Annotated in this window: 17 protein-coding genes, 4 tRNA genes and 1 pseudogene; 14 read left to right on the top strand and 8 right to left on the bottom strand. The window is 42.9% G+C overall.

Annotation, left to right across the window (positions count from 1 at the left end):
* The first annotated feature begins 122 nt into the window (after positions 1 to 122).
* The 8 genes and pseudogenes from K5Q92_RS11895 to K5Q92_RS11865 all read left to right on the top strand — a co-directional run bounded on the left by K5Q92_RS11895 (position 123) and on the right by K5Q92_RS11865 (position 6097).
* The gene (locus tag K5Q92_RS11895; protein WP_220769213.1) at positions 123 to 512 is read left to right on the top strand and encodes a glycine zipper family protein; all 390 of its coding nucleotides are present in this window, start codon (positions 123 to 125) and stop codon (positions 510 to 512) included.
* A gap of 255 nt (positions 513 to 767) precedes the next feature.
* On the top strand, positions 768 to 1460 hold the full coding sequence (locus K5Q92_RS11890; RefSeq protein WP_220769212.1) for an SDR family oxidoreductase: 693 nt from the start codon (positions 768 to 770) through the stop codon (positions 1458 to 1460).
* Positions 1461 to 1817: 357 nt separating this feature from the next.
* Positions 1818 to 2225, top strand: a pseudogene (locus K5Q92_RS24245) (ATP-dependent zinc protease); the annotation flags it as partial.
* A gap of 84 nt (positions 2226 to 2309) precedes the next feature.
* Positions 2310 to 3194 (top strand): 30S ribosomal protein S6--L-glutamate ligase, encoded by an 885-nt coding sequence (gene rimK / locus K5Q92_RS24240; protein ID WP_239891854.1) that lies wholly within the window; start codon positions 2310 to 2312, stop codon positions 3192 to 3194.
* Positions 3195 to 3337: 143 nt separating this feature from the next.
* Positions 3338 to 3904 (top strand): GNAT family N-acetyltransferase, encoded by a 567-nt coding sequence (locus K5Q92_RS11880; RefSeq protein WP_259649555.1) that lies wholly within the window; start codon positions 3338 to 3340, stop codon positions 3902 to 3904.
* Between the two features lie 11 nt (positions 3905 to 3915).
* Positions 3916 to 5265, top strand: coding sequence for an FAD-binding oxidoreductase (locus K5Q92_RS11875; RefSeq protein WP_220769210.1), 1350 nt, complete (start codon positions 3916 to 3918; stop codon positions 5263 to 5265).
* Positions 5266 to 5333: 68 nt separating this feature from the next.
* Positions 5334 to 5609: a hypothetical protein gene (locus K5Q92_RS11870; RefSeq protein WP_220769209.1), complete on the top strand. Its 276-nt coding sequence runs from the start codon at positions 5334 to 5336 to the stop codon at positions 5607 to 5609.
* 164 nt (positions 5610 to 5773) lie between these two features.
* Positions 5774 to 6097: a hypothetical protein gene (locus tag K5Q92_RS11865; RefSeq protein WP_220769208.1), complete on the top strand. Its 324-nt coding sequence runs from the start codon at positions 5774 to 5776 to the stop codon at positions 6095 to 6097.
* Positions 6098 to 6231: 134 nt separating this feature from the next.
* Here K5Q92_RS11865 and gap read toward each other — a convergent pair whose 3' ends face one another.
* The gene (gene gap, locus K5Q92_RS11860; RefSeq protein WP_220769207.1) at positions 6232 to 7242 is read right to left on the bottom strand and encodes a type I glyceraldehyde-3-phosphate dehydrogenase; all 1011 of its coding nucleotides are present in this window, start codon (positions 7240 to 7242) and stop codon (positions 6232 to 6234) included.
* A 220-nt stretch (positions 7243 to 7462) separates the two neighbouring features.
* Positions 7463 to 8314 (bottom strand): DUF2989 domain-containing protein, encoded by an 852-nt coding sequence (locus K5Q92_RS11855; RefSeq protein WP_259649554.1) that lies wholly within the window; start codon positions 8312 to 8314, stop codon positions 7463 to 7465.
* Positions 8315 to 8519: 205 nt separating this feature from the next.
* Here K5Q92_RS11855 and K5Q92_RS11850 point away from each other — a divergent pair, with 205 nt between their 5' ends.
* The 4 genes from K5Q92_RS11850 (at position 8520) to K5Q92_RS11835 (ending at position 10651) form a co-directional block, all read left to right on the top strand.
* A complete protein-coding gene (locus K5Q92_RS11850) occupies positions 8520 to 9956 on the top strand; it encodes a glyceraldehyde-3-phosphate dehydrogenase (RefSeq protein WP_202722197.1) in 1437 nt (478 codons plus the stop codon).
* 362 nt (positions 9957 to 10318) lie between these two features.
* Positions 10319 to 10394, top strand: a tRNA-Gly gene (locus tag K5Q92_RS11845).
* Between the two features lie 13 nt (positions 10395 to 10407).
* A tRNA-Cys gene (locus K5Q92_RS11840) sits at positions 10408 to 10481 on the top strand.
* Between the two features lie 84 nt (positions 10482 to 10565).
* Positions 10566 to 10651 (top strand) — tRNA-Leu (locus K5Q92_RS11835).
* Between the two features lie 764 nt (positions 10652 to 11415).
* Here K5Q92_RS11835 and K5Q92_RS11830 read toward each other — a convergent pair.
* The 6 genes from K5Q92_RS11830 to punR all read right to left on the bottom strand — a co-directional run bounded on the left by K5Q92_RS11830 (position 11416) and on the right by punR (position 14577).
* Positions 11416 to 11745, bottom strand: coding sequence for a TusE/DsrC/DsvC family sulfur relay protein (locus K5Q92_RS11830; protein ID WP_220769206.1), 330 nt, complete (start codon positions 11743 to 11745; stop codon positions 11416 to 11418).
* Position 11746: 1 nt separating this feature from the next.
* On the bottom strand, positions 11747 to 12028 hold the full coding sequence (gene tusB / locus K5Q92_RS11825) for a sulfurtransferase complex subunit TusB (RefSeq protein ID WP_220769205.1): 282 nt from the start codon (positions 12026 to 12028) through the stop codon (positions 11747 to 11749).
* Positions 12028 to 12384, bottom strand: coding sequence for a sulfurtransferase complex subunit TusC (tusC, locus tag K5Q92_RS11820; protein ID WP_220769204.1), 357 nt, complete (start codon positions 12382 to 12384; stop codon positions 12028 to 12030). Before tusC ends, tusB begins: the two co-directional genes overlap by 1 nt.
* Before the next feature lie 8 nt (positions 12385 to 12392).
* On the bottom strand, positions 12393 to 12782 hold the full coding sequence (gene tusD / locus K5Q92_RS11815) for a sulfurtransferase complex subunit TusD (RefSeq protein WP_220769203.1): 390 nt from the start codon (positions 12780 to 12782) through the stop codon (positions 12393 to 12395).
* Between the two features lie 57 nt (positions 12783 to 12839).
* Positions 12840 to 13493, bottom strand: a complete 654-nt coding sequence (locus K5Q92_RS11810) for a Bax inhibitor-1/YccA family protein (RefSeq protein ID WP_220769234.1) — start codon at positions 13491 to 13493, stop codon at positions 12840 to 12842.
* Between the two features lie 181 nt (positions 13494 to 13674).
* Complete coding sequence (gene punR, locus K5Q92_RS11805; protein WP_220769202.1) at positions 13675 to 14577, bottom strand: DNA-binding transcriptional activator PunR; 903 nt, start codon at positions 14575 to 14577, stop codon at positions 13675 to 13677.
* Between the two features lie 118 nt (positions 14578 to 14695).
* On the opposite strand from punR, the gene punC reads away from it, so the two are divergent.
* Both punC and K5Q92_RS11795 read left to right on the top strand, forming a co-directional pair.
* Positions 14696 to 15940 carry a purine nucleoside transporter PunC gene (gene punC, locus K5Q92_RS11800; RefSeq protein WP_220769201.1) on the top strand — a complete coding sequence of 415 codons (1245 nt, stop codon included), beginning with the start codon at positions 14696 to 14698 and terminating at the stop codon, positions 15938 to 15940.
* 89 nt (positions 15941 to 16029) lie between these two features.
* Positions 16030 to 16120: transfer RNA gene (locus tag K5Q92_RS11795), tRNA-Ser, on the top strand.
* Positions 16121 to 16234 lie beyond the last annotated feature (114 nt).

The raw sequence follows: 16234 nt of genomic DNA, 5'->3' as shown, positions 1-16234 counted from the left end.
CAAGAGCCAGACAGGTAGAACGCTGTACTATAATTGATAAGAAGCGGAAATCAAAACAGACTAATGCAGTTGATTCTGTTATCGATTTTTCGAAGAAATTGTTGATAAAGAGGAAACATTGAATGAGGCGTAATCTAATAACCCTAGGCTTGTTGTTACTACCGTTGAGTGCGATGGCAAATATCGTTGTAGATAAAACGGGTGTCGATGAGAAAGACTATGTGTACGATCTGCATCAATGTACCGAAATGGCGACTCAAGTTGAGCAGAAAAAAACAGAAGGAAGTGCTATCGGTACTGCAGCTAAAGGCGCGGCGATAGGGTCTGCTGGTAAGGCAATAGCAGGTGGTTCTGGCACTGATGGCGCAAAAAAAGGAGCGGCAATTGGACTCGGTGTCGGAGTATTATCTAACAGTCGAGACAGACGAAACAATAAAGATGCCCACGCAGCAGAGCAGCAAACGGTAATTAAGAACTGTATGACAAATCGTGGTTATGTTGTGCTTAACTAAGGTTTGTTTGTGTTAGGCTGGACTCTTAAGATTTTTAAAGTGAGTTAAAGTTACCTTCATATTGCTTGGTCGTTGACATGGCAATAAATCAAAACAAATTAGCTAGGCCTGAATCGCTAAACGAGTATTTGTACATTGATTTAATTGGATTATTTGATTTTTCTGATTAACGTGCATATCTAAAGGCTTGGCTACTGATTCACTCACTAATGAATTAATAACACGAAATAATGGACTAAAACGGGAGTTAAATCAGTGAAACATGTTGTGATTACCGGGGCTAATCGAGGAATAGGCCTAACCTTTGTTGAGCACTATTTAGCTGATGGGTGGCGGGTAAGTGCATGCTGTAGGGATCCGAGTAATGCCCCTGAGCTTTGCCAAATGATGTCCCGTTTTAATCAACTTCAAGTTATTGATCTCGAAGTAACTTCCGCTGACTCTATCGCAACATTGAATCAAAAATTAGGTACTGATCCCATCGACCTATTGATACATAACGCCGGGTATTATGGCCCAAAGGGAGTGCGATTTGGTGATACTGATGTTAAGCAATGGCGTACAGTACTTGAAGTCAACACCATAGCTCCCCTTGTACTTACAGAAGCCTTGTATGAGAACCTGAAACGCTCCTCCGGCGCGGCATTAGTGTTTATTTCGTCTAAAGTCGGTAGCATGTCTGATAACAGTAGTGGCGGGGGATACTATTATCGCTCCTCTAAAGCCGCACTGAATTCTATAGTTAAGTCACTTTCGATCGATCTTCGACCAGATGGTATAAGGTGCGTGGCTCTGCATCCCGGGTGGGTGAAGACAGACATGGGCGGACCTAATGCACTTATTGATACCGATGCCTCTGTAAGAGGGATGATGGCGGTAATAAAGGAATTAACATTTGAGCAAAGTGGTCGCTTCTATGATTATCAGGGCAGCAGTATTGATTGGTAGAGCTTGTGTTAATACTGTCACATTGAAGGTTGACTAACCATTCGTAGCGACTTGCAGTTATTGGTTGAACGTTACACTGATTTAATAGCTAAAAGTTAGCATTATATGTGGTCATAAATTAAAATTAACCGAGCTAAACTACTAAGAAAGTCGTATTTTTGATAGCCTATACGATTAATTCGTTTTCAGGTGACTTTAGCCGTTTATACGGCTAACAAACCACGATAGATGTCTCAATTTTCAGGATTTTAGAAAAAATTCTATCCGAATGCAGTAAATAACTAAAATTTAGTTTGCATCTGCTGAAAAAAGGAGTACTTTCGCGCTCCTTAATTTAACTTAACTGGAAGAATTGTAATGAGCGACAATAAGTTTATTATCGGAAGTGAAGAGTGGTGTGCATTCCCCGCTCTTGGTGTTCCTGCAATTAAGGCTAGAGTTGACTCTGGCGCCAGAACGTCATCAATCCATGCTGTAAATATCCGTCCTTTTAAAAGAGAAGGCGAGCCATGGGTTTCTTTTGAACTTCACCCGATACAAAACAGTCGCAAGATCATCCTAAGATGTGAAAGTAAAGTTGTTGACCGTCGTAACATCAAGAGTTCTAACGGCGAAATAGAAAAGCGTTACGTTATTGCATCAGTCATCCAGCTGGGTGGTCACGCTTGGGAAGTTGAGCTTACTCTAACGAATCGTGACAGCATGGGTTACCGTATGCTGTTAGGCCGTGAAGCGATGAGCAACAAAACACTAGTCGATCCATCTGCATCATTTTGCTTAGGTGAGCAAAACGAAGCTGAAGTTGAACAGCTTTACGGTGTTAAAACGGCTAAGAAAAGCGGTTTAAAGATAGGTTTGCTAGCAAGTAACCCTGACTTATACAGCAACCAGCGTATCATTGAAGCAGGCGAGCAACGCGGCCATGAAATGGTGTTCTTGAACATCAAGCAGTGCTATTTAAAACTCGATGCATCAGAGCCAGAAGTGCATTACCGTGGTGGCCGTATCTTGAATGATCTTGATGCAGTAATTCCTCGCATCAGACCGAGTATGACTTTCTATGGCTGTGCTTTAACACGTCACTTTGAAAGCTTGAATATTATGGCGTTGAATACTTCTGAAGCGATAACTCGCTCAAGAGACAAGTTATTCTCGTTACAGTTACTGCAAAAGAACAACCTAGATATTCCAACGAGTGGTTTTGCTAACTCACCTGTTGATACTAAAGATCTTATCGATATGGTGGGCGGTGCACCGCTTATCGTTAAGTTACTTGAGGGTACTCAAGGTAAGGGTGTTGTATTAGCAGAAACAACTAAAGCGGCTGAAAGTGTGATTAACGCATTTAAATCGCTACACGTTAACTTGCTCGTGCAGGAATTCATTAAAGAAGCTCAAGGTAAAGATTTACGTTGCTTCGTCATTGACGGTAAGGTTGTTGCTTCTATAGAGCGTACAGCAGCTCCTGGTGAGTTTAGAGCTAACATTCACCAAGGCGGCAGCGCATCGATTGTTTCTGTAAGCGCAGCAGAGAAGCAGCTGGCACTGAAAGCAGCGAAGACCATGGGCCTACGCGTTGCTGGTGTTGATATTATTCGTTCTAGTAGAGGACCTCTGTTACTAGAGATCAACTCCTCGCCAGGACTTGAAGGTATCGAGTCAGCAACAGGTATTGACATCGCTGGTGCGATGATTGAATCAATCGAAAAGAAATTAGGATGGAAGCCGGAGTAACTGGCTAAGCTCCTAGTTTCACTAGAAAGCGTTATGTCTAAGACATAACGCTTTTTTTTGCTTGATGATAATTGACGCGATTGACATCTCCAGAGAGGGCGTGTTGTAAAAAACATGTTAATGTGTCATGAGTGTTAACTTTTATGATAAAAATACCCATGATTATTCCTCTCGCCACAAAACACTTCGATGCCGTTATAGCGCTTGGAAACCAAGTACATGGAGATGGCTACCTAGACGAAAAGTCCTTAGCTCATATCGTCAATCTCGGACATAAAAACGGCATTAACAGCTGTTTCGTTGCAATTGATAAACAGCACTTACTTGGTTTTAGACTCTGCTACGCCCCTGGTCAGTGGACCGTAGATAAATGGTGTTCGCCAAATAGATGGGGCATAGAAGCAGAGAGAGTGGGGTATTTTAAGTGTAATACGGTCGCTGAAGAGGCCAGAGGCAAAGGATTAGGCGGCAGATTACTTCAGGCGTCCATTTCTGCATTAACGCAGCAGGGAGCGTCTGCTGGTGTCAGTCACCTTTGGCAGCAAAGCCCTAATAATGCAGCCGTTAAATACTTCACAAAAGCGGGTGGTAAATTGATAAAAGAGCACCCTAACAGGTGGAGTGATACCGACGAACATCCAGACTATGTGTGTATCTTGTGTGGCTCTAATTGTCATTGCGTGGCATGTGAAATGTTGCTGAAGTTTTAGGAGGGGGAAAGATGACCAATCAACAAAGTGACAGTTTTGACCCTTTAATTGCTACTTCACCTAAATCACTTTCACCGTGCAGTTCGTACTGGTCTGATACCATCGCACTCGATACGCCAAAACAACCTCTTAGAGCGCAAACTCAAGCTGATATAGCCATCATAGGAGGAGGCTATACTGGCCTCCTGACCGCATACTATCTCGCTAAAAATCATCATGTAGATGTCTGTCTCCTCGAAGCCAATAGAATAGGGTTTGGCGCCAGCGCTAGAAATGCCGGTTTTGTATTAAGTGGCTCAGGGCGTTTAGGCTACAGTAAAATGGCGCAACGTTGGGATTTAGGTGTAGCTAAGGGTATTCATAATGAATTTTCCCAAGCGGTTGAACGGGTAGAAAGCTTAATAGCTGAGCATCAGATTGATTGTGAACCCCAGGACAAGGGGTATCTTAAGATTGCCCATAACCGCAATGCCTTTAAACAACTAAGCGATACGGCTCACTTCATCGATAAGTATTTTGGAGAGAAACCACAACTTATCAGCCAAGCACGGCTTAAATCCGAGTATATGGCTCATCATCAAGCCTATGGAGCCCTAAGAGTTGAACAAGGATTTGGCGTTAACCCCCTAAAATTACTGCTTGGTTACAAACAGATGGTTGAAAAACTAAAGGTTCCTCTTTATGAGCAAAGCTGCGTTGAATCCTGGATTGCGGAGAATGGCGTTCATAGGCTAATTACATCAAATGGCGAGCTAAGGACGAAGAAGGTAGTAAGCTTGGGAAATGGTTATACACCTAAGCGTTTTAATCCTGTACTGGATAAACGTTTTTTGCCTATCTTAAGCAATATCATTGTTACCGAGCCTTTAACGCCAGATGAGCTTGCTGCATCAGGTATTCATACTCGAGAAGTGGTAATGGATACCCGTATATTGAAATATTATTATCGTTTATTGCCCGATAATCGGCTGCTTTTCGGCGGTAGAGGGGCTATTTTCGGGCGGGATGCACAAAACCCTGTGTATCAAGAGAGGCTTAAGTATGCTTTAAGCCAATGTTTTCCTGCATTAAAAAATAAGAAGTTGGCCTATAACTGGACTGGTTGGATTGCTGCTACCCTAGATGATATTCCCCATGTATTTGAACGGAACGGAGTTGGCTACAGCATTGGCTACTGTGGAGCCGGAGTGTCTTTTAGTGCTCAGGCGGCCTATCGCCTAGCAGAGAAAATTGTAGGTAAGCCCGCACCTAACTTGCCTTTATATCATCAGGCTGCACCACGATTTCCCGGAGCCAGCTTAAGGCGATTAGGGCAGTGGGGGTATTACCATTACGGCTGGTTAAAAGATCGCTATTTCTAGGCAATTTTTTTACACAACTGGCGGTGTGTGCTACTTTTATAGCTTAGTTTTTTGCTATGGAGGAAGTTGTGAAGTCCACAGTAGACAAGATGTTGGTTAAGCACGATAAGCTCGTTCACTCTGAAGGTGTAAAGGTTTGCTCGCACACACAAAGGGTTAAAGATGATTGGGTACAACACACAGTAATGATTGATGACTGTGATACACCTTTTACCTTCCGCCGCACCAAAAAATACAAAAGCCTCAACGGCGCAAGAGTAAATATGACGTATTACCCTGACACGCAGGGGCTAGCCGGATTTGAAATGGATATCTTTAAGGTTGTACGCATTAAGCGAAGCTAAAAACCCTCGTTAAGTTAGTCCGTTTTTAATTAAAATCACTGTTAAGCTGTCTCGCTCACGGGCTCAATTGAGTTGCCTATTAAGTATGAGTACAGTTCTAGGTTGCTATTATCTACCTCTCAAAACCTATGCTATTTAGCCTAGGTTAACCTTAAGAGGTGGATATGCAACATACTTTACAGCAACAGTATTGTGGTTTGGCAGCCCCCAAAATAGCAGGCGAGAAAGTCTCTATTTTGAATCATAGTGTGCAAACAGCAATAAAGATCACCCAGCGAACATTGTTGAACCGCTATAACAACGAAAACCAGATCTCCACCTTAACGCTTCTAACTCTTAAGTCTGAGTCTCTAGAGTTGCATCGAGCCATATTAACCTCAGATCTGGACAGTACTGAGAAAAGCATTTTGCTCGGGTATATTGATCAAAATCTAGAAAATATTGATGAAGCGATTAACACACCCTTTATGAGCAGGTTACTAGGTTAATCCTACTAACGTCTGTTTAAGAGGGATGTCGAGCTGTTCTTGACCGAAGAGCGAATTACCAGACTTGGTAGGTGAGTTTTCATCAGCCCATAAAAAAACCCAGCTTAGCTGGGTTTTTTATTACTGCAAATGAGTTACTTCGCGTTCATTAGTGCAACTGCATTGTCTAGCATGCGGTTACTGAAGCCCCATTCGTTGTCATACCAAGCCATTACTTTAACTAGACGACCGTTAACACGAGTTTGTGTAGCATCGAAGTTAGAAGAGTATGGGTTGTGGTTAAAGTCGATAGATACCAACGGTTCGTGGTTAACTGCTAATACTTCGCTTAATGGTGCAACAGAGGCAGCTTTTTCGATGATAGCGTTGATCTCTTCAACACTTGTGTCGCGTGCAGCTACGAAAGACAAGTCAACCAATGAAACGTTAACTGTAGGAACGCGAACCGCTAATCCATCAAACTTGCCAGCAAGTTCAGGAACCACAAGGCCAACGGCAGCAGCAGCACCAGTCTTAGTTGGGATCATAGACATCGCTGCTGCACGAGCACGGCGAAGGTCAGTGTGATAAACATCAGACAAACGTTGGTCGTTAGTATAAGCGTGGATGGTCGTCATTAGACCTGATTCGATGCCAATCTCATCATTTAACGGCTTAGCAAACGGTGCTAAACAGTTCGTAGTACAAGAAGCATTTGAAATAACTGTCATGTCACCAGTAATTTCGTCGTTGTTTACGCCGTAAACGACAGTCGCATCGACATTCTTACCAGGTGCAGAAATAATCACCTTTTTAGCGCCAGCATCTAGGTGAGGCTGAACTGATTCTTTAGAAGTGAAAATGCCGGTACATTCAAATACCACATCTACATCTAACTCTTTCCAAGGAAGTTTTGAAGGATCACGCTCTTGGAAGGTAAGGATCTTATCTTCGTTCACAAAAATAGCGTCATCTGCGTGTTCTACTTTTGCGTTAAAGCGACCATGTACTGAGTCGTATTTAGTTAAATGAGCGTTGATTGAAGCATCACCCAAATCGTTTAGTGCAACAATCTTGATAGGGTAGTTCTTTTCGCTTTCATATAGTGCGCGTAGAACATTGCGGCCGATACGGCCATAGCCGTTAATTGCAACTCGGATAGTCATCTCATATCCCTCTGGTAAAAGAAAAAATAGAATCTGGTAGTAAAATTACCAAACTGGCAGCCATCGTCAAGTAATATCGGTGATAAACGGCCAATTATTGCTAATGTTTAGGTAATTTTTTTACACGTGTCGCGAATTCGAATATAAATTGTGTCAATCGACAAAATAACTGTAAGTTGGCAAAAATATTGCCAAATTAGCAGTGTTTAACAATTAAAGCTTACTGTGGCTTGATTAGGTCTTCGTCAAGCAATACTTTTAGCTTACTTTGCTGATACTTTCCACTTATAAGCTGATCTGCAAGATTTGCGGCATCTCGATCTAACTTTCGCTGAAGTGCCTTTTCTCCCTTTATGATTGCAAGCATCTGCTCGCTCGAAAAGTTTGCCTTAGTTATTTCGATATTGGTCATAGATAGCCAATATTCAATTTCATTTCTGCCTTCTTGACGATAAAGCGTGGCTAATGCGAGTAGCCAGTCAGGTTGGAACTCTTCTGCTGTGCTTCCCTTTAATACCTGAGCATAGAGGCGCTTGGATTTCTCAGGGTTAACTTTTACAAAATAAGAGGCTAACTGAGCCTGTAGATCTACATCGACTATTGTATTGTCTTGTTCTGCAGCAAAAAGCACTGCTCCTGCGTCAGTGTCGTTAAAACGTGACCAGTGATAGTAGGCGAGGTGGGGGTCAGTGCTTCCTTTAGTGGTTTCCTGTAACTCGGCTAATGTCTGCGAGCTTAAGCCAAATGCACGAGCACGGTCGTTAGTACGTTCCGGATGTAAAATGTGCTGAACACCGGCGGCTAGCTCAACACATTTGTTGTAATTTTCTAAGTACACTAGCTGTTGATAAATCTCTTTACCAGACGGTTCCGGTATATTTTTTAGCTTGAACCTATTACGGATCAGGTCTCCTCGCTCAAATCGACACCAACTATCTTTATGTAGATCGGCACAAAGTTCAGGATTTTTGTTACAAATGATCTGAGTATTTGTCGGCTGTTCGCAGCCAATTAGGCCAAAAACAAGCGGAATCCCAAGAAATGATGTAATCATTACAAGTTTTCGGTTCAAATCAGGCTCCAGATAGCTTTTTATCTAATAAAATTACAATGTTATGAAAAATATCTTGCTAGCTTGAGAGCATACTTTTCATTACAATAGCGCCGACCAAACGGGGAAAAGAACCCCTATATAACGATAGATTATTGGTCTTTTCTTTTTGTTACTCAAACATTTCTGATGAAAAAGTCAGAAAAGTGAGATAAAGGATCTGTTAATGAGCGCTGATAAACACCTACAAAGTTGGCAAGAACGTTTCGAAATGGCTGAGGCTATGCAGCCATTACTTGGTAAGTTATACCGTAACCAAGGTGTAGAAGTCGTCGTCTATGGCAAACCTCTACTAAATGCCTCTACAATCGAAATCATCAAATCGCACCGACTAGTGCGTCGCCATGTTGGTGAAAAACTGAGACTACGTGAAAGCTTTCCATTTGTTGAAGCCCTAAGCAAGTTAGCGGTAAAGCAGTGTAAAGTGGACATCGGTAAACTCGCGGTTAATTACTGGCGCGAATATCAAGATGCAAGTCAGATCGAAGCTTACATGAGCCGCGAACTGGCAGATGCAATCACCCATCAAGATGACCAAGAAGCAAGAGATGTGGTTCTTTATGGTTTTGGCCGTATCGGTCGTCTACTCGCTCGTTTGCTTATTGAAAGAACGGGTGTAAGTAATAAGCTTAGACTACGTGCTATCGTACTTCGTGGCGGCCGTACTGGTGATTTGGAAAAGCGTGCAAGCCTACTGCGTCGTGACTCTGTTCATGGTCCATTTAATGGCTCCGTTGAAGTCGATGAAGAGAACAATGCAATCATCGCTAACGGTACCTACATTCAGGTGATCTACGCAAACTCTCCGGATGAAGTGGATTACACTAAGTTTGGTATCTCAAATGCGCTTGTTGTCGATAACACAGGTATTTGGAAAGATGAAGCGGGTCTTGGTTTACACCTTAAGTCTCCAGGCGCAAGCAAGGTACTTCTTACCGCTCCAGCTAAAGGCGCTATCAAAAACGTTGTTTATGGTGTGAACGAGCAAGATATTCTTGACGAAGACACTATCGTATCAGCGGCTAGCTGTACTACAAACGCGATTACACCTGTACTTAAGGCTGTTAACGATAAATATGGTATTGAAAATGGTCACGTGGAAACCATTCACTCATATACCAACGATCAAAACCTTATCGATAACTACCATAAAGCAGACCGTCGTGGCCGTAGTGCACCATTAAACATGGTTATTACTGAAACTGGCGCTGCCAAAGCAGTATCTAAGGCTTTACCTGTATTAGAGGGTAAGCTAACGGGCAACGCGATCCGCGTTCCTACACCAAACGTTTCTATGGCGATTATTAGCCTTAACCTTAACGGTGAAACAAACAAGCACGACTTAAACGAATATCTAAAAGATATGGCGTTACAGTCAGAGCTGCAAAACCAGATCGATTACACTGATTCTACAGAAATCGTGTCTAGTGACTTAGTCGGTTCACGTTACGCAGGTGTTGTTGATTCTCAAGCAACTATCGCTGAAGGTAATCGAGCGATACTTTATGTATGGTATGACAATGAGTTTGGCTATAGCTGCCAGGTTGTTGGTGTTATGCAGAAAATGCTTGGCCTTAACTACCAGTCATTACCCCACGGCTAATTCTTTACTGAATTAGTTCGTCTATAAAACGCCTCTAGTCATAGAGGCGTTTTTGTTTTTAGGCCACCCAATAAAAAGGGGAGGCCGTAATAACTAGTTTGCATAGCCACGGCGACTGAATGAGTCCCTTCGTCCCTTAACGGTTATTCCCAATAACCACTTTGTAAACCGTTTTGAAACCCAAAAAAAGGCTGCAAAACAATCAGGATGCATGAAATTTGTTATTTCTGATGGTTTTAACGTCAAACAGTCACTAATTTGTTTTTTGTCGATTGACTCTCATCGGTAAATCGGTAGAATGCCATTCCGTAGTCAAGGGGAAGCGAACTAAGCAACAACTTGATTGCAGTTTAAATTGAAATGCGACATTAGCTCAGTTGGTAGAGCGATACCTTGCCAAGGTATAGGTCATCGGTTCGAACCCGATATGTCGCTCCAATTTAAATAATGTGGCGCGATGGCAGAATGGCTATGCTGCGGATTGCAAATCCGTCGATCTCGGTTCGACTCCGGGTCGCGCCTCCACAATTTAAGAGTTTGGTGAGCTTGTTCAAGTATGAGTAAGCAGTATTAATACCGATAATACGTATCGCCAGAGTCAAAGAGTTTGCCCGTGTGGTGGAATCGGTAGACACAAGGGATTTAAAATCCCTCGCTGAATAAGCGTGCCAGTTCAAGTCTGGCCACGGGTACCAAATAACTCTCTCGTAGAGTTGCAGAGAAGCCTCGACAGTGTCGGGGCTTTTTTGTATTTGCTGTTTATGAAGAAAGCACAAGGGATTTGCTTTTTATAAGAGATGCCTCACTAAATAACCGTGCCAGTTCAAGTCTGGCCACGGGTACCATCTTCTTATGAAGAGTGATTAAACCAGCCTAGAGCTGGTTTTTTTACGTCTAAAATTTGAGTTTAGATATTGATAAGTAGATTTTATTGAAATTAAATCCCTCGCACTCTTCACAAAGTAAGGCGTGCCAGTTCAAGTCTGGCCACGGGTACCAAATAACTCTCCCGTAGAGTTGCAGAGAAGCCTCGACAATGTCGGGGCTTTTTTGTATTTGTCATTTACGAAGAAAGCACAAGGGATTGCTTTTTATAAGAGATGCCTCGCACTCTTCACAAAGTAAGGCGCACCAGTTCAAGTTTGGCCACGGGTACCATCATCAAAGCCTCTGCATTAACGTGCGGAGGCTTTTTTGTATTTGTTTGTGCGACGGTTAGCCGATGTAAAGGCCGAGGTAAATGGAGTGAAACTCGTGAAACCGCCCGTATAAGGCCTGAATCCTTCTATCCTCATCCAAGTATTACGAAAGTGAAACGGTAAATTAAGAGTTTGTTAGGGGACAGCTAGAGATGTTCGTAGACTCTCTAACTAATACAGGTACTTCAATGTCATTGTTGAGAGACTAAAAAGCCCTAACGTGTAGGGCTTTTCTTTTATACGCTTAATGCATCTTAACTTTAAATACATTTAGCAGGTTTAGGCAGACCCGCTATCTTAGTTGCCTGCTTGGCTGGACCGACAGGGAAGAGGGTATAGAGATACTTTGAGTTACCCTTATCTTCACCAAGCTTTTGACCTATCGCCTTAACTAGCACGCGGATTGCTGGGCTTGTCTTAAATTCTAGGTAGAAGTCGCGCACGAAGTTAATCACTTCCCAGTGCGCTTCTGTCAATTCTATTTGTTCTTCCTTTGCGATAACTGGCGCTAGCTCAGGTGTCCAATCCGCGACTGATTTCAAATAGCCTTGATGATCGGTTTCTATCTGTTTTCCGTTAAATTCTATCATGTTACCAACTAATTACTTTTTCATGCTCAAGGCTTAACTCAACAAACTCGTTATAGCTAACTTGCTTAACGTCCTTTAAATAATCTTGTAGACCACGAGCGTTAACGTCTTCTTGTAAGACTACGACGTTCAGATCTGCCAATTTTGCCCGCCACTCAGCCTTGAGTAAACAGTTAATCCCATTGCCAGACAATAAAATACTGTCGTTGTTCGCTATGTAACGCAGACAAGTGCTAAGCGCGTCACTCTGTTCCACCGAGTTCTGTATGTGATGTAATATCATTAGAAAACCAGCACCTCATCAACTTCTGCAAGATGTTTTGAAATATCAGCTGGCAAGGCCGTTGTTACATCAATCCGTAAATCTTCTCGCTCAAGTCCAAGCGCTTGCATCGATTCTTGGCATGCCAGTACGGTTTCAATATCATAAAGCGACAAAGCGCCTAAGGCAGCGATGTAATCTTTGCTACCAATTGATTCAGGATCTTGGTTCTTTAGTAGAGTCAGTATACCCTCATCGCAAAAGATTAGGCTCACTTCCTGTTCAAAGCTGGCACTTAGTAATGATAGGTCAAGCCCTTCACGGCCATGGGCAGTGCCATGGGGAGCCTGTCTAAAGATGATACATAGTTTCTTCACTTACGCTCCTAAAAGCTAACGAGCCTGTCGGCAGTTTCAATTCCAGTCACTAGCTCGCCTAATCCGCCCATAATAAACGGTGGTTGCATATTCCAATGGCTATGCTGGTTCTCTTTTGCTTCAGACTCCGATAAGACCCCACGGCGCAGAGCGGCGGAAACACAGTTAATCAAGGCGACACCGTGAAGCTGATGCAACTCAATCCATGCTTGTTTTAGATCAAACTCATCGCTGGCTGGAGAGTTGAGATGGCTGGTGTTAAGCACACCGTCCTGATAAAAGAACACCTTTTCAATGGCGTGACCGTTTTCAATTGCGGCTTTAGCGAAGCGGTAGGCGCTATAACTCGACGCATTGCCATAGGCTGCAGAGTTAACCTGAATAATGAATTTGCTCATGGTAAAAAAAATGGCCCTGTAATAGGGCCATTTTAACTCAATTAAAATTAATTGGTATTAGTCATCACCACCAACACCCATTAAATGTAGTAGGGCGATGAATAGATTTAAGAAATCTAAGTATAAAGAGATGGTCGCACGAATGTAATTGGTTTCGCCGCCGTTAACGATTTTACTTGTATCGTAAAGAATAAAGCCAGTCATCAGCAGTGCGATACCCGCGTTAAGCGCCATAAACACCATGCCGTTACCTAGGAATAGGTTTACTAACAAGCCAACCACCATAATCACAAGACCTGCGATAAGGAAGCCGCGCATAAACGAGAAATCTTTCTTAGTCGTTACCGCATACCCTGAAAGCGTCACGAAGATTAACGAGGTTAAACCTAGTGCCTGCATGATTAGCTGTGGGCCGTTCGCCATGCCAGCGTAATGGTTTAGGATGTAACCTAGTGACGCACCTTGCATACCAGTAAATGCAAATACCCAAAAAATACCAGCGCTAGAGTCCGCTTTTCTAAGAGTCACGAATAACAGCACTAAGCTGCCGAGAGATAGACCTAGAGACATCATAGGGCTAATTGCTAATGCCATCGCCAAACCTGCGCACACTGCAGAAAACGCAAGGGTCATAGAAAGCAGCATATAAGTGTTCTTTAGCAGTTTGTTTACTTCAACTGAAGTACTGCTATACGCGGTTTGTTGTGTCATATCTTTCATATCTTTCTCCGAAGACAAATTTTCAAGCTATTTTGTTTGAACACGAGTTATACAAGGAGTTCCCTCAAGGTGAAAAAGAGTGACTTCCCTATGTTAAGTAGTTGAATCATACAGCAGCTAACCTAAGGTATAAAGCGCCTGACGTATAAAATAAGGCCGAACTTAACCTTAGTTAATCTAACCAATCCTTATGTAACTTTTCAGTATCGCCTAAATAATCCAGCACCCAGGCCATTGCAGGTGACTTATTGGTCGCATTCCAAGCCAAACAACAAGGGCTGGTTTTATTTGGCCGCTCAAGCTGTTTCTCTATTAGCGCACCAGTTTTGATAAATGGGAATGCAAAGTGGGCTGGCATGTAGCCAATACCCAGCCCCTCTCTAAAACAGTTGATGGCTCTTATCCAGTCGGGAACCACCAAACGTCTTTGGTTTTCTAGTAGCCAGGTCATTCGTTTAGGGATCTCTCGAGAGGTATCCTCTAGACAGATAGAGGGGTACTGTCTCAACTCATCATCCGTCAGCGGCCTATCAATATCTGCGAGAGGGTGGTTTTTACCGACGAGGAAACACCACTCTATTTCCCCCATATCTCTAAAATGATAATCACCGCCCACAGGTATCGCCGTGGTTGCACCAATCGCGATATCGCTTCGTCCGGTGGCTATCGACTCCCAGACACCATTAAAGACTTCAATTCGGATAATCAGCTCGACATTATCGAAGGTGCGGTAAAAATCAGCAATCAGATTACTGATCTTATCGGCCCTAACGATATTATCTAACGCGATTGAAAGAGTCGGTTGCCAACCATTAGCGACTCGAATGGTATCAGCTCGCATTGCGTCTATATCGGTAAGTAAACTTCTAGACTGCTTAACGAAATGTTCTCCAGCGGGCGTTAAGCTGACACTGCGGTGGTGCCTTACAAACAGCACCACTCCTAGCTCTTCTTCAATCTGCTTGACCGCATAACTCACTGCGGAAGGGACTTTGTGTAACTTGTTTGCCGCAGCGGTAAAACTACCAACGCGGGCTACCATATCAATGAGTTGAAGGGACTGTTCTGAAAGCATAGGTCACATCCTGCTGTGATTTTTTTTGAAGGCTAATGTGAAAAATAAACGTTTCACAGGCTTATAGCAAGTGTTTACACTGCGCGGCTTTAATAAATCACTATTTGAATTTCTATCTATGAAACCTCTTATGAATGTTAAATACTTTATATTTTTGGCCTATCTTGCGCTACTAAGCATGTTAGGCTTTATTGCTACTGACATGTATTTGCCTGCATTCAAAGCAATTGAAGACACTATGGGAGCATCGCCTTCACAGGTTGCTATGTCTTTAACCTTTTTCTTAGCGGGATTGGCATTGGGCCAGCTCCTTTATGGGCCTCTAGTAGAACGCTTTGGTAAACGTAATTCACTCATCCTAGGATTAGTACTATTTTCGTTAGCGAGCTTTTCACTGTCTGTTAGTGATTCGATTCTAGTATTCAATATTTCTCGCTTTATGCAAGCATTAGGTGCCTGTTCTGCTGGTGTTATTTGGCAAGCGATTGTAATTGAAAAATATGATGCTTCTAAGGCACAGAGTGTGTTTTCTAATATCATGCCATTAGTGGCATTATCACCAGCACTCGCTCCAATTCTTGGTGCATTTATTCTTGAGAGCATGGGCTGGCAGAGCATTTTCATTACATTAACCGGTATGGCAGCTGTAATGATCCTATTGACAGTCTGGTTTGTGCCCGCAGAAACCAAAGCAATAAGCCATGACAAGAAAGAGATCAGCTACTTCAATATCCTCAAGAATACGAAATACTTAGGTAACGTTGTTATTTTTGGTGCTTGTTCAGGTGCGTTCTTCTCGTACCTAACACTATGGCCGGTTGTGATGGAGCAACATGGTTTTGATGCTACAGCGATTGGACTAAGCTTTATTCCGCAAACAATCACATTTATTTTGGGTGGGTATGCGAGTAAAACTCTTATTCGTAAAGTTGGGGCAGAGAAAACCTTAAAGGTATTACTATCTGTATTTGGCACCTGTGCTATGTCAATTGCAGTAGTGACAATCTTGCTAAAAGGTTTATCAATTTTTCCTCTATTGGCAATATTTTCAGTACTTGCGGCGTGTAGCGGTGGTATTTACCCAATCGTGGTAAACGCAGCACTACAAGAGTTCTCTGACAACGCTGCTAAAGCGGCAGGTTTACAGAACTTTTTACAGATCAGCTTATCTTTTGGTGCATCAAGCCTAGTCGCTATCTGGGCGACAAGCGGTGAAGTGGCAATTGGTTGGGGGATCATGATCTGCTCGTTCATCGTCTTTATCGGCTACAAGCTGCGTAACTACAAGAACTGGAATGAGGTAAGCGAAGAGGTCGTTATGCCAGACCCAGCGCGTATTGCTATCCATCAGGATGATAAATAGTCAAACTGAGACGTTCTTGAGCAAAGTGTTATTTTCCTGAAATTATTACTTTACAAGAACAATCGAGCGCTATATTATTCGCGGCGTTCGGAGAGATGGCAGAGTGGTCGAATGCACCGGTCTTGAAAACCGGCATGGGTTTGTAGCCCATCTAGGGTTCAAATCCCTATCTCTCCGCCATATTTAGAGAGGCCCCAGCAGAAATGCTGGGGCCTTTTCGCATTTAGGAAGTTCTACTTTGAACCCTAGGGTTCCTATTGTTTAGATCCGCTATCTCTTATTCCCAACCGACGG

The sequence above is a fragment of the Shewanella sp. MBTL60-007 genome (assembly GCF_019654915.1).
Classification (GTDB): domain Bacteria; phylum Pseudomonadota; class Gammaproteobacteria; order Enterobacterales; family Shewanellaceae; genus Shewanella.
This window is presented reverse-complemented; position numbering and strand designations above follow the sequence as displayed.